General features: G+C 58.5%; 19 protein-coding genes. 4 read left to right on the top strand and 15 right to left on the bottom strand.

The features are described from left to right. Window positions 1-4: 4 nt before the first annotated feature. The 5 genes from rodA to R2940_02890 are packed head-to-tail and all read right to left on the bottom strand — an operon-like array spanning window position 5 to window position 5,537. Window positions 5-1,102 carry a rod shape-determining protein RodA gene (gene rodA / locus R2940_02870; protein ID MEZ4598714.1) on the bottom strand — a complete coding sequence of 366 codons (1,098 nt, stop codon included), beginning with the start codon at window positions 1,100-1,102 and terminating at the stop codon, window positions 5-7. A 5-nt stretch (window positions 1,103-1,107) separates the two neighbouring features. Next, window positions 1,108-3,105: a penicillin-binding protein 2 gene (gene mrdA / locus R2940_02875; GenBank protein MEZ4598715.1), complete on the bottom strand. Its 1,998-nt coding sequence runs from the start codon at window positions 3,103-3,105 to the stop codon at window positions 1,108-1,110. 4 nt (window positions 3,106-3,109) lie between these two features. After that, window positions 3,110-3,634 carry a rod shape-determining protein MreD gene (mreD, locus tag R2940_02880; protein ID MEZ4598716.1) on the bottom strand — a complete coding sequence of 175 codons (525 nt, stop codon included), beginning with the start codon at window positions 3,632-3,634 and terminating at the stop codon, window positions 3,110-3,112. After that, window positions 3,631-4,455, bottom strand: coding sequence for a rod shape-determining protein MreC (gene mreC / locus R2940_02885; protein MEZ4598717.1), 825 nt, complete (start codon window positions 4,453-4,455; stop codon window positions 3,631-3,633). The genes mreD and mreC overlap by 4 nt, the downstream gene beginning before the upstream one ends. 38 nt (window positions 4,456-4,493) lie before the next feature. After that, window positions 4,494-5,537 (bottom strand): rod shape-determining protein, encoded by a 1,044-nt coding sequence (locus tag R2940_02890; GenBank protein ID MEZ4598718.1) that lies wholly within the window; start codon window positions 5,535-5,537, stop codon window positions 4,494-4,496. 207 nt (window positions 5,538-5,744) lie between these two features. Between R2940_02890 and R2940_02895 the strand changes: the two genes are divergently transcribed. The 4 genes from R2940_02895 (at window position 5,745) to R2940_02910 (ending at window position 10,511) form a co-directional block, all read left to right on the top strand. After that, the gene (locus R2940_02895; protein MEZ4598719.1) at window positions 5,745-7,676 is read left to right on the top strand and encodes a SurA N-terminal domain-containing protein; all 1,932 of its coding nucleotides are present in this window, start codon (window positions 5,745-5,747) and stop codon (window positions 7,674-7,676) included. 4 nt (window positions 7,677-7,680) lie between these two features. Further along, a complete protein-coding gene (locus tag R2940_02900; GenBank protein ID MEZ4598720.1) occupies window positions 7,681-8,562 on the top strand; it encodes a phosphoribosylaminoimidazolesuccinocarboxamide synthase in 882 nt (293 codons plus the stop codon). A gap of 228 nt (window positions 8,563-8,790) precedes the next feature. Further along, the gene (locus tag R2940_02905; GenBank protein ID MEZ4598721.1) at window positions 8,791-9,183 is read left to right on the top strand and encodes a Dabb family protein; all 393 of its coding nucleotides are present in this window, start codon (window positions 8,791-8,793) and stop codon (window positions 9,181-9,183) included. A 74-nt stretch (window positions 9,184-9,257) separates the two neighbouring features. Continuing rightward, a complete protein-coding gene (locus tag R2940_02910) occupies window positions 9,258-10,511 on the top strand; it encodes a thioredoxin family protein (GenBank protein MEZ4598722.1) in 1,254 nt (417 codons plus the stop codon). 238 nt (window positions 10,512-10,749) lie between these two features. Here the strand turns inward: R2940_02910 and R2940_02915 are convergent, their stop codons facing one another. The 10 genes from R2940_02915 to R2940_02960 all read right to left on the bottom strand — a co-directional run bounded on the left by R2940_02915 (window position 10,750) and on the right by R2940_02960 (window position 21,424). After that, complete coding sequence (locus R2940_02915) at window positions 10,750-10,953, bottom strand: hypothetical protein (protein MEZ4598723.1); 204 nt, start codon at window positions 10,951-10,953, stop codon at window positions 10,750-10,752. Window positions 10,954-11,042: 89 nt separating this feature from the next. Continuing rightward, complete coding sequence (gene gap / locus R2940_02920; protein MEZ4598724.1) at window positions 11,043-12,038, bottom strand: type I glyceraldehyde-3-phosphate dehydrogenase; 996 nt, start codon at window positions 12,036-12,038, stop codon at window positions 11,043-11,045. A 150-nt stretch (window positions 12,039-12,188) separates the two neighbouring features. After that, window positions 12,189-12,851, bottom strand: a complete 663-nt coding sequence (locus R2940_02925; GenBank protein ID MEZ4598725.1) for a class I SAM-dependent methyltransferase — start codon at window positions 12,849-12,851, stop codon at window positions 12,189-12,191. Between the two features lie 215 nt (window positions 12,852-13,066). After that, window positions 13,067-13,663, bottom strand: a complete 597-nt coding sequence (locus R2940_02930; protein ID MEZ4598726.1) for a nucleoside-triphosphatase — start codon at window positions 13,661-13,663, stop codon at window positions 13,067-13,069. A gap of 255 nt (window positions 13,664-13,918) precedes the next feature. Next, complete coding sequence (locus tag R2940_02935) at window positions 13,919-15,682, bottom strand: radical SAM protein (GenBank protein ID MEZ4598727.1); 1,764 nt, start codon at window positions 15,680-15,682, stop codon at window positions 13,919-13,921. Between the two features lie 206 nt (window positions 15,683-15,888). After that, window positions 15,889-16,437, bottom strand: coding sequence for an FmdE family protein (locus R2940_02940; protein ID MEZ4598728.1), 549 nt, complete (start codon window positions 16,435-16,437; stop codon window positions 15,889-15,891). After that, window positions 16,431-17,282, bottom strand: coding sequence for an ABC transporter ATP-binding protein (locus R2940_02945; protein MEZ4598729.1), 852 nt, complete (start codon window positions 17,280-17,282; stop codon window positions 16,431-16,433). The genes R2940_02940 and R2940_02945 overlap by 7 nt, the downstream gene beginning before the upstream one ends. Before the next feature lies 1 nt (window position 17,283). Continuing rightward, window positions 17,284-18,339, bottom strand: a complete 1,056-nt coding sequence (locus R2940_02950; GenBank protein MEZ4598730.1) for an iron ABC transporter permease — start codon at window positions 18,337-18,339, stop codon at window positions 17,284-17,286. Continuing rightward, the gene (locus tag R2940_02955; GenBank protein ID MEZ4598731.1) at window positions 18,336-19,400 is read right to left on the bottom strand and encodes an ABC transporter substrate-binding protein; all 1,065 of its coding nucleotides are present in this window, start codon (window positions 19,398-19,400) and stop codon (window positions 18,336-18,338) included. Before R2940_02955 ends, R2940_02950 begins: the two co-directional genes overlap by 4 nt. Window positions 19,401-19,408: 8 nt before the next feature. Continuing rightward, window positions 19,409-21,424, bottom strand: coding sequence for a TonB-dependent receptor (locus R2940_02960; GenBank protein ID MEZ4598732.1), 2,016 nt, complete (start codon window positions 21,422-21,424; stop codon window positions 19,409-19,411). Between the last annotated feature and the right edge of the window lie 45 nt (window positions 21,425-21,469).

Below are 21,469 nucleotides of genomic sequence, written 5' to 3' on the forward strand. Positions count from 1 at the left end.
TACCTTAGAAAGTGAACCGCCGCATACTGACGTTGAGAATCAGTCCCACGCCTATCATGGTGGTGATCATGCTGGTTCCGCCATAGGAAAAAAGCGGCAGAGGCACTCCCACCACGGGCAGCAGGCCGATCACCATGCCGAGATTGATGACAATATGCCAGAACAGCATGGTTGAAACGCCGAATGCCAGGAACATACCGAAAGGGTCGGCCGCATTGCGTGCCACGTAGACCCCCCATATGACGATAAACAGGTAGAGGGACAACAGGACCAGGCTGCCTGTGAGACCCCATTCCTCGGCGAAAACGGAGAAGGCGAAATCGGTATGCCTTTCCGGCAGAAAGGAGAGCTGCGACTGAGTTCCTTCCATATAGCCTTTTCCGAACAGGCCGCCGCTGCCGACTGCGATTTTCGACTGGATGATGTGATAACCGGATCCGAGCGGATCCCGTTCGGGATCGAGAAAGGTCATGATGCGCTCTTTCTGGTATTCATGGAGCTTGAACCACCCGGCGACGGCCGCTCCCGTCGAAAGGATGATCAGTGCCGCCAGCGTCCCGGGGCGGATGCCGGCGAACAGAACCATGCACAGCCCGATAAACAGAACGATCATGGCCGTGCCCAGGTCGGGTTGTTTCATGATCAGCAAGGCCGGAATGCTCATGCAAGCAAACGGCAGAAGCAGGTCTTTCATCCGGTAACCGAGCAGGTAGTCCTGTCTGCTGAAATAACAGGCGAGGGTCAGGATGATGACGATTTTCATGATTTCGCTGGGCTGCAGGTTGAAAAAGCCCAAGTCGAGCCAGCGGGTGGCGCCCATCGACGTTTTGCCGACCACCAGGACCAGCGCCAGCAGCAGCAGGTTCAAAAAGTAGAAGACGTAGCCCAGCTGCTCCAGATGCCTGTAGTCGATGGCCGCAACGATTCCGGCGAGCATCAGGCCGCCCGCCAGCCAGTAAAGCTGCTTGACATACACCGGCGTGGCCGCGGAGGACCAGGAAGAGGTTGCGCTGTACATGTTGGCGATGCCGACCAGGGCCGTCAGCAGGACCATCAGCAGCAGGGGCCAGTCAAAATGGGTCAGAAGTCTTCGATCGAACATCTGCTTCAGTCTCCACTCAAGCTATCTGCTGTCGGGGTTTCCGCGGCGGCCGAAGGTTCGGCCGGAAGAACGTCTTCTGGTTCGCCGGAGGAGGCAGGGGCGGACGTTTCCGGTCCTGATTCCGCGGCGGAGGGAGCAGGTTTTTGCGGAACGGGCGGAGCAGGAACCGGCTTTTTCTCTATTTCCAGATTGAAATACCGGGCCAGGATTGCCTGGGCGATGGGAGCGGCGGCGCTGCTGCCGTGACTGCCGTGCTCAACGATCACCGCTATTGCGACCTCCGGCCGGTCAAGAGGGGCATAGGCGGCAAAGAGGGCATGATCGCGAAACTGGTAGGGTATCAGATGCTCCTCTCCCTTTCGGGTCCGCTCTTTCTGCTTGACGACCTGGGCCGTCCCGGTTTTTCCGGCATAGGGCATTTCCTGGAGGCGAGCCAGCCAGGCCGTCCCCCCCTGTTCGTTGACCACTGCAGCGAGGCCCTCCCGCACCGCCTTCAGATGAGCGGGATTCAGCTCGACGGAATGCAGTCTTTCCGGTTTGGTTTCGAACTGGATATTGCCGTGAACATCCTGGATCCGTTTGACGAGGTGGGGGCGCCAGACCGTTCCGCCATTGGCGATGGCGCTCATCATGGCCGCCATCTGCATCGGGGTCACCAGGATATAGCCTTGGCCGATGGCGGCGATGACCGTTTCCCCGTTATACCAGGGTTGTCCGAAACGCTGCTTTTTCCATTGTCGATCGGGTATCAGGCCGTCCTGTTCCCCCTCCAGATCGAATTTCAGTTCGTGCCCAAGACCGAGATTTCTGGACATTGCGGCAATGGCCTCGATGCCGGCTTTCTGCCCGGCCTGATAGAACCAGACATCGCAGCTCTCCTTGAGGGCTTTTTTCAGGTCGACCGTACCGTGTCCCCCTTTTTTCCAGCAGCGGAAGGTTCTGTTGCCGACGGCAACCTGACCGCCGCAAAGCACTTTGGTGGACGGGTCGGCGGCGCCTGATTCGAGAGCCGCCAGCGCGGAGACGATCTTGAACACGGAACCTGGAGGATACTGTCCCTTGATCGCTTTGTTGGTCAATGGATTGCGCGGATTCTGGAGCAGATCGATCCATTCCTGTCCGGTAATTCCCCTGGCGAAAAGAGCCGGATCGAAGGAAGGCCGGCTGGCCATGGCCAGCACCTCCCCGGTTCTGACGTCCATAACCACAGCTGCCCCTGCCTCTTCGCCGAAGGCTTCTTCCGCCGCCTGCTGCAGGTCCTGACGAATTGTCAGCAGAACCCGCTGGCCGGGCGAAGGTTCCAGGGTCTTCAGAATGCGCAGTTTTTTCCCCTGGACATCGACTTCGACCCGCCTTTCACCGTCCGTGCCCTTGAGATATTTCTCCAGCTGTTTTTCCAGACCGCTTTTGCCGACGAAATGTCCCGGCCGGTAGTCCTGGAATTTCCCTGAATCAAGTTCTTCTTCGGTGATTTCCCCCAGGTATCCCAGAATGTGGGCCGCCTGGTCGCCGTGAGGATAGGATCGCAGTGGCCGGATTTCGGTTAAAACGCCGGGTAGTTCGAAGCTGTGTTCCAGGACCTTCTCGAGGGTTTCGCGGCTCACGTCGTCGGCCAGCGGTACGGGTCGGTATGCCGGAAAACGGTTTCCGGCAGCCCATCGTTTGCGCAGGCTCTCCAGATCCACATCCAGGTATGCGGTCAGGCTGGAAAGTAGACTTTCCGGATCCTCGACTTCCTGACGCAGCACGGCAATATCGAAAGCGGGCCGGTTGTCCACCAGCACCACACCGTTCCGGTCATAAATCGGACCCCTGGGGGCGGTGATAGGGATAAATCTCGTCCGGTTTTTTTCCGAAAGCACCCGGTATTCCTCATGATTGATCACCTGCAGATACCAGAGTCGCAGCAGCAGAAGAAGGAATATGCCCAGCGCCAGCAGGGAGGAGACGACAAAACGTTTTTTCAGGTCGGTAGCGGCCGACCTGCCTATATTCAGGGCCATGGGATTATGTCAGTGGCGGAAAGGGGCGGAGGAAAAAAAGGTGATTTTTCCCCCTCCTCGGCAACATGGAGAAAAATTTGAGAATCAGGCCGGCTGCCACCAGGTTCAGCAAGACCTGCAACAGCTGGTCGCCGACGATCAGGCGCCAGGACTGCCCGGCATCGGTAAAAAACCCGAGACTGAAGATCAACAGGACACCCTCAAGAAGAGTGCCGCAGGCGACCATGAAAAGGAGCAGCAGAGGACTCTCGGTGTTGAGCCGTCCGGCGACGCTTTTGACCACAAGGGAGATGATCAGGAACACCAACCCGTACAAGCCCAGAAATTCCCCGGCAAACGTGTCCTGCATCAAGCCGAGAAGATAACAGGTGATGCCGGCTCTGATACGGGTTTCGTGGAAACTGAGATAGATGGCCAGAACCAGCAGAAACCCGGGTTTCAGGTGGAATGGGAGCAGGTGGGGCAGAACCGCGGATTGCAGGAACAGAAGACCAAGGCCGAGAATCAGGTAGCCGGGCAGACTTTTCATAATTCCTCCCTGGTCAGAACCAGTACCTCCTCAAGGCGGGAAAAGTCGACCGCCGGGGTGACCTCGACGGTCTGAAAAAGCCCATAGTTGCCGCGGCTGACCGCAGTCGCCCGGCCGAGCACCAGGCCCTTGGGAAAAATCCCTCCGGTACCGCTTGTAATCACCTGATCGCCGATTTCGACATCGTCCTGCCGCTGGGCGAATTCCAGCACAAGTCCGGTCCCGTCGCCCCGACAGATGGCCCTGGTGCGGCTGCGCTGGACCAGGGAGGCGACGGCGGAAGAGGCGTCGGTGATCAGCATCACCCGGGACTGTTGAGAGGAGCTTTTGATGATGCGGCCAACGACCCCTTCGGCAACGACCACCGGCTGACCTTCAGCCAGACCGTCCTGGGTTCCCTTGCTGATGATGACGGTTCGAAACCAGCTGCTGGCATCGACCGCTATAATCTGCGCGGGAACCGCTGCCAGGCCGGTCTCCTCCCGAAAGTCAAGCAGTTTGCGCAGCCTCTCGTTGCTCAGGCGAACCTCCTCCAATCCGGCAAGAGCGCCTTTCAGCTGCATGTTTTCCTGCCGGAGCCGGATGTTCTCCTGTTCCGTTTCAACCAGCCAGAGATATCGGCTCCAGATGCGGTCCATGCCCTGGGCTAGAGTGTCGTAACCCTTCATTAGAGGCGCGGTCAACTGCAACAAAGTGCGCTCGAAAAGAGTGGTCTGGCTCCGTTGGCGCAAATTGGACGAATAGAGCACCAGGGCTGCCAGAATCAGGACGGCAACCACAAGATGGGTGCGATATTTGCGAAGCAGATCCAGTATGGGCATGAAAGACCAGTTCGGCAGCGACGGTCAGGGGACCGGTTTCAGGAGGAGACCGTGACCCTTTTCAGCAGATCGAGTTCATCGAGGACCTTGCCGGAGCCGAGGACGACGCAGGACAGGGGGTCCTCCGCAATGACAACCGGCAGACCGGTTTCCTCCCGCAGAAGGACGTCCAGATTGCGCAGATAGGCGCCGCCTCCGGCCAGGACGATCCCCTTGTCGACAATGTCGGCGGCCAGTTCGGGGGGTGTTCTTTCCAGCGCGATGCGAACCGCTTCGACGATGGCGTTGACTGTCTCGGAAAGGGCTTCGCGGATTTCGGTCGAATCGATTTCCAGGGTTTTGGGAATGCCGGACACCAGGTCGCGACCCTTGACTTCCATCCTGCGCACTTCCGAATCCGGGTGGGCGCTGCCGATCTCGATCTTGATCTGTTCCGCCGTCCGTTCTCCGATCAGCAGGTTGTATTTCCGCTTCAGGTGCTGGACAATGGCTTCATCGAGCTTGTCGCCGCCGACCCGCACGCTTTTGGCATAGACAACGCCGGCCAGGGAGATGACGGCGACCTCGGTGGTGCCGCCGCCGATGTCGACGATCATGTTGCCGGAGGCTTCGGTAATCGGCAGGCCGGCCCCGATGGCTGCCGCCATCGGCTCCTCGATCAGGTAGACTTCCCGGGCTCCGGCCGATTCAGCCGATTCCTTCACCGCACGCTTCTCCACCTGGGTGATGCCCGAGGGGACGCAGATGACGATGCGGGGACGCACCAGCGTCTTGCGATTGTGCACCTTCTGAATAAAATAGCGCAGCATCTCCTCGGTGATGTCGAAATCAGCGATGACGCCGTCCTTCATGGGCCGGATGGCGATGATGCTGCCCGGGGTGCGGCCAAGCATTTTTTTTGCCTCCATGCCGACGGCCAGGACCTTTTTCTGGCCCATGCTGTCTTTCTGGACGGCGACCACGGAGGGTTCGCTGACCACGATCCCCTTGCCTCGGAGGTAGACCAGAGTGTTCGCCGTGCCAAGGTCGATGGCCAGGTCGTTGGAGAACATGCCGAAAATGACATCGAAAAGATTGAGCATGGTGGAAATATCTCCTTTTGCGACGACGCACTATCGGTGCGTCGAGCTGTATGATTGCGGCTGGAAAAAAGGTGCCTCACCCTAGCAGAATCGCCCTGTTTTATCAAGAATGAAAAGGAAAAACCAGTTGCAATTAAAGGCCTGATTGACTAACATTCTCCATTCTGTTTTTCCTCAGAAATAACCTGCAAATAAGGAGCCTGGAGCATGCTGGATTTTGTCCGGAAAAAGCAAAAATCCCTTTGGATTAAGATAATGTTCTGGATCATCATTGCGACCTTCGTGGGAACGGGCGCGATGTATCTGACCAAAGACGAGCCGGGAAACGTGGCGGCGGAAGTCAATGGGGACGAAATCACTTTTGACGAATTTCGCAGCGCCTATGAAAACCTGCGCCGATTCTACCAGAACGTCTACCGCGACGGCTTCGATCCAGAGATGGAGCGGCGTCTTCAGCTGGACCGCCAGGTTCTCGAGGGTCTGATCAATCAGGCCCTGCTGCTGCAGGAAGCCGACCGGCTCGATATCGAGGTGTCGAAAGGTCAGGTTGTCGAGGCCATAGCCGCCATTCCCGCCTTCATGCGTGACGGCCGGTTCGATATGGAGCAGTACCAGACAGTGCTGCAGTATGAACGAATCAGCCCGCAGGATTTTGAGAACAGTCAGCGGCGCCAGATGCTGATCGAAAAGATGCGGGAAAGGATCGAACAGGAAGCTTCGGTGACCGCGGATGAGGTCACCGCGGAATACCGTCAGCGCAACGAGATGGTCAATCTGGCCTTCGTCCGCCTGACCCCTGCCCTTTTCGAAAGCAAGGTGAACGTCACCGACGAGGCATTGCAAGAATACTACCAAGAACATAAGGAAGAATTCCGAATCCCGGAAAAAGTGGCACTCCGGTATGTCAAGTTCGACCCTGAGCGCTACGCTCTCGATCTCGAGGTGACGGATCAGGAAATCGCGGACTATTACCGGCGGCACCAGGCGCAGTTCGACATGCCGGAACAGGCCAAGGTCAGCCACATCCTGTTCCGGGTCGGCGCCGATGCCGATGAAGATCTCCTGCAGAAGAAACGGCAGCTGGCTGAAAAAGTCCTGGCCGACATCCGGTCCAAGGACGGGTCGAACTTCGCCGAGTTGGCCCGCAAGCATTCGGACGATGCCGGCAGTGCGATAGAAGGGGGCAGTCTCGGCTATTTCACCCGCGGTACCATGGTGCCGGCCTTCGAGGATGTCGCTTTTTCCCTGCAGCCAGGTGAGATCAGCGGTATTGTCGAAACCTCCTTCGGCCTGCACATTCTTAAAGGGGAGGGTCACATCGAGGCGGGCATCAAACCGCTGGCCGAGGTTCTTCCCGAGGTGAGGAAGGGCCTGATCGAGGAAAAAGCCCGCGAAACGGCGATCGACAAGGCGATGCAGGCCTACAGCAAATATCGGGAGAGCGGCGACCTCGAGGCCGTTGCCAAGGAACACAATCTGGCAGTCGAGAAAACGGGTCCTTTCGAGCGGGGCGCAACGGTCCCGGGACTTGGCAACGCTCCCGAAGCCAATGCAGAGGCTTTCCGTCTGGAAAAAGGCAAACTGGCCAACGCCGTGATCCTGCCCCAGGGCATTTACCTGGTGGCCCTCGAGGAGAGGATCGAAAGCAAAGTTCCGGAGTTGCAGGACGTCCGGCAGGCGGTGGAAAAGTCCTATCGGCAGGATCAGAGCCTGCCCCTGGCCCGGAATACCGCCGAACAAATGCTGGCTGAGCTCAAGGCCGGCAAAGACCTGCAGCAGCTCACCGAAGGCAAACTGCTCAAAGTCGAGGAAACCGGTTTTTTTCCCCATTCCTACGGCGATTTCGTTCCCCGGATCGGCAATGCGCCGGAAATGGCAGACGAGGCATTCGGACTGACGGAGCAAAAACCGCTTCCCGAAAAAATTCATGCCGTTTCCGATCAGTTTTTTGTGGTAAAGCTGAAGGAGAAGCGTCCGGCCGACATGAGCAAGCTTGACGAAGCCGCCCGCCAGGACCTGGAGAAGGTTCTGCTGACCCGGAAAAAAGAGAAACTGCTGGAAGACCGTCTGGCTGCCCTGCGCAAGGAAGCCGATATCAGTATCGATCCGGCTCTGAATCTCAATCTTGAAAGTGAATAAGCAAATGACTTCTATCGTTTTGCAGACCGATTTCCCCGATCTGAAACTGGTGAACCGCGGCAAGGTCCGCGATCTCTACGATCTCGGCGAACACCTGCTGATCGTAACCAGTGACCGCATTTCGGCCTTTGACGTCATCATGAATGAAGGCATCCCCAACAAAGGCTATGTTTTGACCCAGATTTCAAAATTCTGGTTCGAGCGCATGACCGACCTGGTACCCCACCACCTGGTGGCGACCGAGGTCGGGGATTTCCCCGCGGCCACTCACAAATATCGTCAGCAACTGGAGGGGCGCAGCATGCTGGTGAAAAAGGCCCGACCCCTGCCGATCGAATGCATCGTTAGAGGTTACATCACCGGTTCCGGCTGGAAGGAATATCTCCGGCAGGGCAGTGTCTGCGACATCCCCCTGCCTTCGGGCCTTCAGGAAAGCGCTCCGCTGCCCCAGCCGATCTTCACCCCCTCCACCAAGGCCGAGCAGGGCGCCCATGACGAAAACATCTCATTCGAGCGGGCGGCCGAGCTCTGTGGGAAAGATCTGGCCGAAAAGGTAAGGGACCTGACCCTGGCCATCTACACCCGCGCAAGGGATGAAATGGCGGCCAAGGGGATCATCGTCGCCGACACCAAGTTCGAATTCGGCCTCTACGACGATCAGCTGATCTGGATCGATGAGGCTTTGACCCCGGACTCCTCCCGTTTCTGGCCCCAGGACGGCTACCGCCCGGGCGGCTCCCAGCCGAGCTTCGACAAACAGTTCCTGCGCGACTACCTCGAAACCCTCGACTGGAACAAACAGGCCCCGGCTCCGCCCCTGCCCGAGGAGATCGTGCGCAAGACCTCGGAAAAATACATGGAAGCCTTGAAGCGGATTACCGGATAAGGCTTTTGAATCATCGTCCATAAAAAGCGCGCCGCCCTAAGCTGGGAGGCGCGCTTTTTTTTATGCAGAGGGCGGGAGGGGTCAGGAGAAGGGTGGCTGAACCATGAAGGACTGAAAAGGCCTCGCCTTGAAAGTTGAATTTTAAGTGGCACATTCAATATACAGATATTCACGATACAAGTATTGCAGCCCGGCATGTATTTGACCAAAAGCCTGGAGACTACATTCGTGATTCGTCATATCGTTCTTTTCAGTGCAAAGGACCCGGCCGATATCGAAACGATTCTCGAGGGGCTCAGCATTCTCAAGGAGATACCCGGCAGCTGCCATTTCGAGGTGGCCTGCAACTCAAAGCGGGACGGACTGTCCCAGGAAATCGATGTCATCGTTTACGGTGAGTTCGACAGCTATGAGGAATTGGATGCCTACAAAGCGCATCCTTTTTATCAGGAGAGCATCAAACGGGTACGCCCTTTGCGCGAACTTCGCTATGCCGTCGATTTCGCAGCAGCCCCAGGGTGCCTGCCCCTGGGGACGCCTCAAAGAAGTCAAGGGGACACCAGGGGCGGCCAAACTGCTCTGCGGAAACGCGGAGGGGGTCGGAAGCAGGCAGGCGAGTAAACGACCGGGCATTTGAGAAGCGGCACCGAAAAGATATGCTTGAACCGGCTGCCGTTCAACTACAGGAGGGATGCATGGGCAAGCGTTTTACGATGCTGGTCCTGCTGATGGTCTGCATCGGAATCTTCGTCCCGGCACTCGCATTCCCCGCTGTAACGGAACTTCATTTCTTTTTTGCCGAGAACTGCCCGGGCTGCCGGGAGCAGAAGCCCTTTGTCGAGGAGCTGCAGCAGCGTTATCCTGAGCTGAAGGTGCGCATCTATGACGTCTGGCTCGAACATGACAGTTATGAGCTGATGATGGCTCTTGCGCGGGCTCGGGGCGTGGAGATCGCCACCACCCCGGCCACAGCCGTGGGCCGGCACGCCTGGTTCGGCTTCAACGACATGATCGCCGAGGAGATCGAGGCTGCGGTCGCTGATTGCGCAGCAAAGGGCTGCCCCGACCTGGTTGCGGCTTTGGCTGCCGGGCGACCAATACCCCCGCCTGTCGACGAGGCCGCAGACGCTCCCCTGCCGCTCGATCTGGAAGAGTACTCCCTGCCGGTCTTCACCGTGCTGCTCGGGCTGCTCGACAGTTTCAACCCCTGCGCCTTTTTCGTCCTGCTGTTTCTGCTCAGCCTGATGGCCCACACCCGCTCGCGCAGGCGGATGTTTCTCGTCGGCGGGGTTTTTATCTTTTTCTCCGGTCTGGTCTACTTCTTGTTCATGGCCGCCTGGCTCAATCTTTTCCTCCTGGCCGGACAGCTCCCCCTGCTGACAGCCTTCGCCGGCCTGCTCGCCCTGGCCATCGCCCTGTTAAACATCAAGGATCATTTCTTTTTCCATCATGGTCCCTCTCTCTCCATTTCGGAGAAAGCCAAACCGAAATTGATGGCCCGGATGCGCAATCTGCTCAAGGGACACCGCCTGCTGCCGATTCTCGGCGGCACCGTGATCCTGGCCCTGGTCGCCAACAGCTACGAGCTGCTCTGCACCGCCGGATTCCCCATGGTCTACACCCGCGTCCTCACCCTCCAGGAGCTTCCCGGCTGGCTCTATTATCTTTACCTCGGGCTTTACAACCTGGCCTATGTCACTCCTCTGCTGATCATCGCCTCCCTATTCGCCCTCACCCTCGGCAGCCGCAAGATGAGCGAGTTCGAAGGGCGGGTGCTGAAACTGATGTCGGGGATGATGATGCTGATCCTCGGTCTGATCCTGCTTTGGGACCCGATGCTTTTACAAAACCTGCAGGCCGTGATTGCGTTTATGTTAGCGGCACTGCTGGGGACGGGAGTGATACTGCTGACCGAGCGATGGGTGAGAGAACGGCGGAAGCTGCGTTAAAGCCAGTTTCGACCCGTCTCCTGCCATCAAGGATAGTCTGACGAGGAACGGCCTGAAAACAGAACAGGCGCCGTCCCAGAAAGACGTCGCCTGTTCCTGCAGTCAGATATGAGATCTTTTAATGCAATGGAAACCCTGCTTTTTTCCAGGCGTCCACCCCACCCTGGAGAGCCTCGGCCTTTTTAAAGCCTTTTTCCGCATATTGCGCTGCCAGACCGGCAGACGTCTTTTCATGCGGTCAAGCGCAGTAGAAGATAACCTCCTGCTCTTGGGGAATCTCAGGCAGCCGGTCCTCGAACTCATGCAGCGTTTCGGCTCCCTCCAGAAGCATCGATTGGCATTTTTCGTCGGACTCGTAGGCGCAGACCAGGACCGCCTTGCCCGATTCGATCCTGCGGTGCGCCTCGTTCGGCGTTACGCGGATGACATCTGACTTTTCCATGGCGTGCCTCCCTGAAAAATGGTTTCGAACCACTTCCCGTTCTCTTGTTGCCTGCCAGGCAGAATCCCGTTCCGGGTCGGGACCGGTGACTATTTGCCTGCCAGTGCCGTTGCCGTACGGATCATCTGGTTGGCGTAGCCCCATTCGTTATCGTACCAGCTCATCACCTTGACCATGTCGCCGTCCACCACCATGGTCATGGCCAGATCGACCACCGAGGCACGGTCGTCTCCCAGGATGTCCGAGGAAACCAGTGCTTCCTCGGTCACCCCCACGATCCCCCGGTAGCGGTCCCCTGCCGCTTCTTCGCGAAACAGATCGTTGACTTCCTCGACGCTGGTGGGACGGGAGGTCAGCGCCACCACATCCGCCACCGAACCCGCCGGTACCGGCGCCCGCACCGCCACGCCGTCGAACTTGCCGTCGTATTGGGTGAGAACACGCGTCGTGGCGATGGCTGCGCCGGTGGATGTCGGCACCAGGTTGGCTGCTGCGGCCCGGCCCCGGCGGGCTTTTTTGTTATAAGTGTCCACAAGAGCCTGACTGCCGGTATAGGCATGGACGGTCGACAGCATGGCCTTTTCAACACCTATGCGGCGACCGAGGATCTCGATCAGCGGAGTGATACAGTTGGTGGTGCAGCTGGCGCAGGAGACGATCGGCTGGTCCGGCAGTTCGGTATTGACGCCGTAAATCACCGTATCGATGCCGCCCCCCTTGGCCGGAGCCGACAGGATCGCCTTCCTGGCGCCTGCGGCCAGATGTTTTTCCAGATCCTCGCGACGGGTGAATCGGCCGGTACATTCGAGCACGACATCCACTCCGAGTTGATCCCATGGCAATTCGGCAGGGTCTTTTTCGCTCAGCACCCGAATTTTGCGGTCGCCGACCGTCAGCCCATCGGATTCGGGGACCACCGGTTGTGGATGGCGGCCGTAAACGGTATCGAAACGGAGCAGGTAGGCGAGACCGTCGGGCGGGATCAGGTCGTTGACGGCAACTACGTCCAGCTGCCCCTTCTGCAGAAGTATTTTGAGGGCGGCCCGGCCGATTCTGCCCAACCCGTTGATCGCGACTTTGACCATGATAACCTCCTCTTTGTCCGGCTGCATTTGGCGACAGGTGCATGCCGTAGTTTCAAGGATAGTGGCTGGAAAGCCCTTTTCAACAGGTTTTAACAATTTTCGGTTTTCTGGTTAGGCCATTGACTCAAGTTGCAGCGACAATTCACGGTTTTATTGCTTTCGCAGCGCAACCCAGAAACCGGTATCGTCGTCGATGATGCGGTAGTCGTTTTCGCAGCCGAGTTCGGCGAACATTTCCGCAAATCGTCTGTGACCGTCTTCGCCGGTTTTCTTTTTCGCGTAGCAATCCCATTCCGGGTCTCGCTTGAGCATCTCCGCGACGACCTGGTCCTTGAGCTCGAGACTGCCGAACCCCCCTCCGATATAGGTGAATCCGCCCGGTGCCAGGACCCGGTGAATTTCCCTGAAGGCATCCTTCAGATCCTTCCAGAAAAACATCGAGCCTCGGCTGACGATCAGGTTGGCATAATTGTCGGCGAATGGCATGGAATGTACATCGCCGGCCCTGGTGCGAATTCGGTGGCTCAGTTGTGCTTCGGCGATATTATTCATTGCGATCTGCAGGGAATCCGAAGAAAAGTCGAAGGCGATCACCTCCATCTTCGACACCTCCCGGGCCACGGCCATCGCCAGCATGCCTGGTCCGGTGCCCAGATCCAGGCAGACCCCTTGGGTGATTCCAGTGACCGTCAAGGCGTTTCGGGCAATGACGGGGTAGATCGGTGCGAAAACCGTTTTCGCAATCTCGTTCATCTTCAGGGCGCCGTCTCTGTTGAAGGCCGGTTGTCTGGTCTGGGTCCAATTCTGCTGCATTTTCTGACTCCTTTATGGTTGTTGCTTCGCGTCGAAGGGTCGCAGGTCCTGTTCCTCGAGAAGGCGATGAAATCTTGCACCGGCCAGGCGACCGGGCCTGAAACGATAATAGTGTATGGGGAAATGCCTAGGAAGTCTTCTTTTGAAATGGGGATGCCCAAGCAATATACCGCGGGGCATTTCATTTCACAGATCGAACATTCCATTGGTTGACCTCAAATCAGTCCTGAGGAACTTCTGTCCAGATTTTGCAGGATTTTCAGCAGGCGGGCGGTTGCATCTGTTTCATCAGCACAAATGACATGAAGCGGGGAAATGCCCCAGCGGCGGCAGACGCCGGCGACCCGGGCCGACTGCACCACCCAGAGATGGATGACGGGCAGTTCCAGAAGAGGCCTGAGATGGTCGGCCCAACCCTTGCCCTGAATCTCCAGGGAGCCGACTTCGTCGACCACAAGGATGTCGGCCCCGGCGCAATGCGACAAAGAAAGGGCCAGGCGTCCTGCGGCGAGCCCTTCCGGATAAAATGCATAGGGAAATCCTCCCGAACCGGCCGGATCGGTGCGAACGGCCAGAGGAGTTCGTTTGCCGTCACTCAAATCGATCAGGGTAAAAGCGCTGCGCCGGTCATTCTGCCAGTGACCTTCGGCCAGAATGCCGGCAATGCGCCAGCCGAGAGCGCGCAGTTGCCGCACCAGTTCAGCCACCAGGGAACTTTTGCCGATGTGAGGCGGCCCGCTGATCAAGATCAGCGGGCCATGATCACCACGGTTTTGCCGTCCGGGATGGACTTTTGATGTTTTACCTGTCATTGCGGGCCCAGGCAGAGTCTTTTTTCCGGAGGAAGCCAAAGCGCCTCGCTTCCGATTTCCAGTCCCAACGAATCCCAGCAAGAATTTTCAATCATTGCGGTAACAGGGATTCCCTGGTAGCCCAGCAGCAGGCGGGAAAGTCCTTCCCCCGCGCCGCTGCATCCACCCTCGGCATAACGAACCGCTGAAGGGACAATCCGTTCAATAATCGATCGTCATCCCTTACTCTCGAATCTCGCCCCAGCCCGTTCTTGATCACGCCCAATGCCAATCGATGTCTGGTTTGGCGAAGGAACGATTAATGCTCGCGCGGGAAAATGCGATGCCGTGAAACTGGCGATAAAAGAGGTCCGCTTCCCGGTAAAGGTCGAACCGGAAGCGGTCGGGGTGCAGCACATTGGCCAGGTAGAGCAGGCCGAGCACCCAGCGCGGGCCGCCGAAATCGCTGCTCGGCAATGATGGGGTGTATATGCGCCGGTTGCGGACCGCGTCGACCTCGATGCCGCGCTGCAGGCATTCGTCATAAAAATCGGCAACCGGGTTGGAGAGAAAAGAAGAGATGATGATCACCTCGGGATTCAGGTCGATCAGCGTTTGGCGGTCGATGGTCATGCCGGGCCGACCGGTCAGGTCGAGCTTCTGGTTGACGCTTTCGCCTCCGGCCAGTCGGACCAACTGGTTTTCGAAGCGTTTGCCCTTGATGGCGAACAGCGGCCTGCCCATAGCGTAATAGACCCGGGGACGGCAGGGGGCGCCGATCAGACCTCGGGTGACCTGCACCATTCGGTTTTCAATAAAATCGATCAGTGCAGCGGCCTGCTTGGGGCGGCCTGTCAGTTCCCCGAAATGGCGCAGGAGGTCCATGTAGGAGCACGGCTGCTGTATGGCCTGGTGCAGTTCCCGCAGGTTTTCCGGGCCGAGCATCGTCTCCCAGACCCGTCCCACTTCGGCCGGGTCCCGCACACCCAGTGCGATGAGCATGGCCTGAACGATTTCCAGGGCTCGGGTGAAGGGATAGCCTCCCTGGAAATCCCCTTCCTGAAAACCGCCGCCGCACGGTTGGCCCCTGAGCTTCAGAGCGGTGAACCCGTGAGGGCAGCTCTCATCGGCGGAAATCAGCTTCGCTCCCATCGGGCCGTAAAAATCCCTGCGCAGCAGGCTGGCGCCGCACTCGGGGCAGCGGCTGTCCAGCTGCTGGGTGCCGGGGCAGTTGAACAGATAGGTGTGGCGGAGAATTCCCCTCAGCTCGTCGACCAGCCTTTCCGATTCCCGGATCGTCGGCTCCCACTGGGGATCGGCCGTCTCCAGGGGAATATAGCGCATGACCTGCAGCGGAATGGCTGGCGAGATCTCCTCCACGCGACGGGCCAGTTCCATCAATTCGGCGCTGTTGTCCCGGCGGTGCATACAGGCCACTTCGACATGCACGCCCGACCGGTGAAACAGACCGATGTTGCGCATGACCGGCTCCGGCGATCGTCCTCCGCACGCCCGGTAGGCGTCTTCGGTCAACCCCTTGATGCCGACGTTGACGAAGTCGAGCACCGGCAGCAGCCGGGCCAGCGATTCCTCGGTAAAGTAGCCGTTGGTGGCGCAGCCCACCAGCAGCCCGGCGGCGCGGGCGGCCTGCGCGACCCGCAGGAAGGTCTCAAGGTTGGCCAGAGGATCGTTCATCAGAAAGGCGATGCCCAGACAGCCTTCCTGCATGGCGGCGGTTACCACCTGCGTCGGAGTTAGATGGCGCAGGGATCTGCCGTCAGGGTTCATTTCCCGCACGATGACGGTGGAAATGCACCCGGGACAATCGAAGTTGCAGCCTGCGGTGCTGACCTGCAGGAATTTCCCGCCCGGGTGAAAATGCAGCATCGGCATGGTTTCAATGGCGATCGGGCAGACGATCAGGTAGCGGTCCGGATGGCATTCCTCCATGCTCCCCGCCATACAGCGGTAGCGGCCGCAGCCGCCGCTGGCGCCATCGGCCACCCGGCAGCGGTTTTCACAGATGGTGCAGGTCGTCATGGTTGTTTTCCTAGAAGTGCAGATTTATCGTCCAAATCGAAATCGGGATCGAAATCGAAATCGGTCTTTGACTTAAAATGAAACCGATCCAGGTGAACTCAACGAACCAAAAACCAAAATCCGATTTCGATAGCGATTTCGATTTCGATCCCGACAAGTCCTTATGAAAACCGTGGGACACCTCCCCCGGGCACGGATTTCCCGAGTCAGGGACAGGGCCGATAATAGGGTCCATGAGCACAGGCACGGCAGATACTCCCCTCCTCGGGCACGATCACATCGCGGTGATCGAGCACCGTTTCTCCGCAACGGAAGCATTTGGCAATACGAACCGGAGGACCGGGCAGATCGCCGGGCCCGAAGGTCACGGTCACTTTCTGCCAGGTCAGCAGGGTTTCGTCGTCCGCCTCCAGAGCCCTGGTCATGGCCTGCTCCGGCGGCAGTTCGGCATCGCCGCGGCTGGCCACCCGCCAGGCCTCGCCGGTTCTCTGATTGACGAAGGTGGCCGCCATCTTGCCGTAGTCGAGGAATTTCAGACTGCGCCGTCCCAGCCGCACGCCGGAGGCGATGGTGATGGCGTCGGTGATGCAGCGATCGTTTTCGACGAAGACGATGAGCTCCTTGATATCCTTCGCCTCCACCAGTTCCAGTCCCTTTTTGGCCAGGCGCACACCCATGACCTGTCCGGTGCAGAGATGTCCGTGATATTCCTCGCATTGTTTCAACATGTCCCGTACGTTGTCGACTTTCAGCATGCGATCCTCCCATCGGTCGGGTTGCCGGGCAATACCGGCTTGCAGCCCGACGGACAATTGCAGATTCTGTTGCGCAGCCTTTCCGGCACGCAGATGCGAAAATTTTCCATGAGTTGCCAGACTTCCACGTCCGCCTGATAGAGACGGCACAGGTTGTCCCGGTTCAACACCTCGTCGGGATGGCCGTGGGCGATGACGCGCCCGTCGCGCAGCATGACCACCTGGCCGGCCACCCAGAGCACATGGTCGGGAAAATGGGTGGACATGACGAAGGTGTAGCCCTCGGCGGCCAGTTCGGCGAGCCGCTCGAGCAGGCGGATCTGGTTGCCGTAGTCGAGACCGTTCACCGGTTCGTCGAGTATGAACGTGCGGGCTCCCTGGCAGAGGGCCCGGGCGATGAGGGTCATCTGCCGTTCGCCGCCGCTGATGCGGGTGTAGGGCCGATCCCGCAGATGGCCGATGCCCATCAGGTCCAGCGCCTCCATGGCCAGCTGTTCGTCCCGTAGGCTGGTTGAGGACCAGAACCCCTTGTGAGGCAGGCGCCCCATGAGCACCACGTCCAGCACCCGGTAGGCGAAGGAAGCCTTGTGGATCTGCGGGACATAAGCCACCCGGCGCGCCAGTTCCTTGCGGTCATAGGAGGATATATGGCGGTTTTCCAGGCGCATTTCGCCGCTGCCCGGAGGCAGCAGACCGAGCATGATCTTCAGCAGGGTGGTCTTGCCGCAGCCGTTCGGTCCCAGCAGCGCGACCAGACTGCCTTTGGGGATGCGGAAACTGACATCTTCAAGGACCTGTTTCGATCCGTATTCGAAAGAGAGGTTTCGCCCTTCGATCAGGGTCATGTCATCCCCATCCTTTCCGAGTATTTTTCAGCAGGAAAATAAAAAACGGTATGCCCACCAGGGAGGTGAGGATACCCAGCGGTATTTCGACTCTGAGCAGCAGACGCGAGATATCGTCCACGACCAGCAGGTAGATCGCTCCGAGCAGGGCCGAGACCGGCAGCAGGATGCGGTTGTCCGGCCCGACCAGCAGGCGGCCGATATGGGGGACGATCAGTCCCACCCAGTCGATCCTGCCGCCGATCACCACGGTCAGGGCACTGATTACCGTGGCGCAGAAAACCAGCAGGGAACGCAGCAGGCCGACATTCAGCCCCAGGCTGCCGGCTTCTTCCGTGCCCATGCTCAGGGCGTTGAGGTAGCGCCCCAACAGCATCAGACAGCCCAGGCCGATCAGGATCGGGATCGAAACCGCCATGATCGTGCGGCTGTTGGCCATCGACAGGCCGCCCATCAGCCAGTAGACGATGGCCGGCAGTTCGTCGAGGGGATCGGCCAGGTACTGGACCACCATCAGCAGCGAGGTAAAAAGGGAACCGCTGATGATGCCGCCGAGCACCAGCATCAGCATCCGGTCGCCATGGTAGAGGCGGGCGATGCCGGCCGCCATCCCGACCGCCAGCAGGCCGCCGCCGAAACAGCAGAGCTGGACCCCGAACCAGTGCGGGGAAAGCAGCAGCCCGAGGGCGGCGCCGAAGGCGGCACCGGGCAGCACCCCCAGCATTTTCGGGGAGATCAGCGGGTTGACGAACATCGACTGGAAGGCGGTGCCGGAAGCGGACAGAGCGGCGCCGATCAGCATCGCCGCAACGATTCTCGGCACGCGGATTTCCCACAGCAGGTTGTGGAGCAGTTCATACCGCTCCGGCGCCAGTGTGGGTCGGCCGAAGAGCTGCTGCTGCAGAAAAAGCAGGATTTCTCCAAAGGAAACGGGATATTTGCCGAGGGCGAGGGAAATCAGGACGGTTATCATCAGCAGCACGGTCAGCAAAAGCGCCACCCAGTGCCGGCCGACAACCGCCAGGGCGGGCCGATGGATCGCTTCCGCCCGGCTCATGGCTTGCCCCCTTTTTTCTGGTCAAGAATCGACCGGAGATCCGCCCGGGATGGTTCAACCTGCAGAAAGAGTTTGAAGAATTCCCGTGTTTCCTTGTCCATGTCGAGGCTGAATCTCTCCGGATACAGCACCTTGGCGACCCATTTGATGCCGAGCAGCCGCATGAAAGAGGGCGGCCGGTCGAACCAGTTGAAGGGGATGTCGGGAATTTGGTAGACGCGGCCGTTTTTCACCGCCGGGATGTTGCGCCAGCGGGGCGAGGAAAAAACCTCCCGGAAGAATTTCGGATCCTGGGCCAGGATGACCTCGGGGCGGTAGAGCATGACCTGTTCCATCGACACCTGCTGCATGCCGAACAGATCTTCCGGATCGCCGGGATGCACGTTGACGCCGCCGGCCAGATCGATCAGTTCCGCGTGCCAGGTGCCGCCCCCGTCGGTGCGCAGGCCGTCGCTGCCCAGGGCGTAATAGACCCGCACCCGTTCTTTTTGCGGGATGGCCGCGGCTTTCGACAGAATCTCCGCCAGCGATTGTTCGGCGTAGACGGCCAGTTTTTCCGCCCTCTGCTCACGGCCGAGAAGGCGGCCCATGAGGCGGATGTCCCTGGGATAATCCTGCAGTCTTTCCAGAGTGACATAGGCCAGGGGGATGTCGAACCGCTGTAAAAAGGTATCGAAACGATTGCTGACGGCGTTTTCCCGCCAGCAGATCACCAGTTGCGGCTTGGCCTTGAGCAGAACCTCAAGATTCGGTGTGTGCCCCAGGCCAAAAAAACCGCCGATGACCGGCAATTGTGACAATTGGGGCGGAAGGAACTTTTTATCCTGTTCCCTGATTGGAAAATTGAGGCCGACCATCAGGTCAGGATCGATGGCGCAGGCCAGATGGTTTTCCGGCGGCGAGGCCACGTAAACCCTTTCCATCTGTTCGGGAAGAACGAGCTGCTGCCCTTCCATGTCCACAACTTCTCTAGCACCGGCAGCCGGGAGCAGGGCCACCTGCAGCAGCAGAAGGATCACCGCCAAACCGACCGAACAACCTCTTTCCAGGGCTTTTTTCATGACTATCCTCAGAAGCGGTACCGGATATTGGTGAAAAAGTTGATGCCCGGCTCCGGATAGCCTTCGTCATAGGCGTAGTCGGCGTCGAACAGATTATTGATTCCGGCTTCCACGATCAGGTTCTGCAACGGCTCAACTTCCGCCTTGGCGTTGACCACGGCAAATTCTTCGGCGACCCTGACCCCGTTCGAGGAGCTGTAGGACTTGGAATAGTAGGTGAGATCGGTCTGCAGAGTGAGCCAGGTCAAGGGATGGTATCGGAGGAAAGTGAACAGCTTGTGGTTGGGGGTGTTGGTCAATTCATCGTCATTGCTGCGATTGTCCCGCTCGAGAAAGGTGTAGTTGATGCCGGCGGTCAGGAAATCGAACACTTCTCCGCTCAGGCCGATTTCGAATCCGTACTGGTCGACTTTCCCGATATTCTGGTTCTGCTCGATGGTTGTCGTGGGATCAGCCGGATTGGTGATTGTGGCGAGCTGAATGAAATCCTTGATGTGACTGTAGAAAACGGCCGTATCCAGGGCAATCCGTCCCCAAAACAGGTCCCGATAGCCGAGCTGGTAGTTGATGGCTTTTTCGGGATCCAGATCCGGATTGGGAATAGCCCTTCCCAATCGATAGGAATATTTGTCCTTGATGGTGGCCTGCCGCGTTTTGTGGGCGGCGGTGGCGTAGACAGTGGCGGTTTCGGTCAGATCGTAGAAGAAGCCGATCTGCGGATTCCAGGAATCAATTTTCTCCTTATTTTCAAAATCGACCAGTTCACCGCCGATCAGGTTTTCCGCGTCGAGAGTTTCCAGGGAGTCGTAACTCAATCCCACCACCATTTTCAGCTTTGGCGTAAAGGTGACGGTGTTCTCGACCCCGATGGAGAAGATTTCATCTTCGAAGCGCTGATAAGGGTTGGGCAGGTTGTGCTCCTTGTGCACGTCCCGCTTGTAGTGAAAAGCGAGTTTCAGATAGTTGCGGGGGATCAGCTCGGTGCCGGCTTCTACGGACCCGCCATAGGTGTGATCGTCATAGTCGCTGCGAAAGGCGTAGGGCCGGGTGATGGTGTCGTAATCCGCATCATCGTAGCTGTACAGGGAGTTTTCATAGTTGTCATAGTACAGTCTGGATTTGACGTATGATTTTTCGGCGATACGGGTGCGGGTGTTGAAATAAAAGCTTTCCTTTTCCCAATAAGGCCAGCGCCAGTAGCGGATTCTCTCAGAGGGATCGTCGCCGGCATAGGGCGGTGTGCCTTTTTTCCCACGCTGTTTGATGTAGCTGAACGCATATTCATCGTCACCCCGAGGCGTCAGGCCGATCTTGACGTTGTACTTGTAATCCTCCTGATAGGAATTTTCCCGGCGGCCGCCATCCTCGGCGACAGTTTCATCAAAATTGTCCGACAGACGAAAATAGTCCAGTTCGTACCAGGAACCGCCGGCCTGCAGGTACCACCAGTCCTGGTTGGTGCCGAGATTGAGGTAGGCCTGATAGCTGTCGCCGGATGCGATTCCGGCGCCCATGTTACCCTCGAAGGCTTTTTCCGGGCGTTTTGATACCAGATTGATGGCGCCGCCCATGGTATTGGGGCCGTAGAGCACCGAGGCGAATCCCTTGGAAAGCACGATCTGGGAGAGGTCGAAGGTGGTGAAACGGCGCAGGTCAGGGTAGCCGTCGTAGGGCACGTAGATGGGGATGCCGTCCAGGAAAAGCGGTACGCGGCGGATGTCGAACCCCCTGACGTAGACGGCGCTTTCATTGCGGGCTCCGATTCTGCTGAGATGCACCCCCGGCAGCAGGTCGAGGGCCTCGGCTACATCCTCCCTGTTGAACTGGCGCATCTCCTCGGAGGATACCTGCTCGGTCAGTGCTGCGCTCGGTGTTTCGTCTCCTGTGCCTACAACCTCCACAGTTCCGAGATTGAATACCCCCTCCTGCGAAAGGGCCGTCGACGGGGCCAGGCAAAGAAGCGCCGCGGCCATAAAGCGCCAAAACGGCAAAATTTCGCATTCTCCGGTTGTGCGAAGTTTCATTTTTCCCTCCTTGGTTGGTCTGCTGCAGGGCAGCGATCAGATGTT

Source organism: Syntrophotaleaceae bacterium (assembly GCA_041390365.1).
Lineage (GTDB): Bacteria > Desulfobacterota > Desulfuromonadia > Desulfuromonadales > Syntrophotaleaceae > JAWKQB01.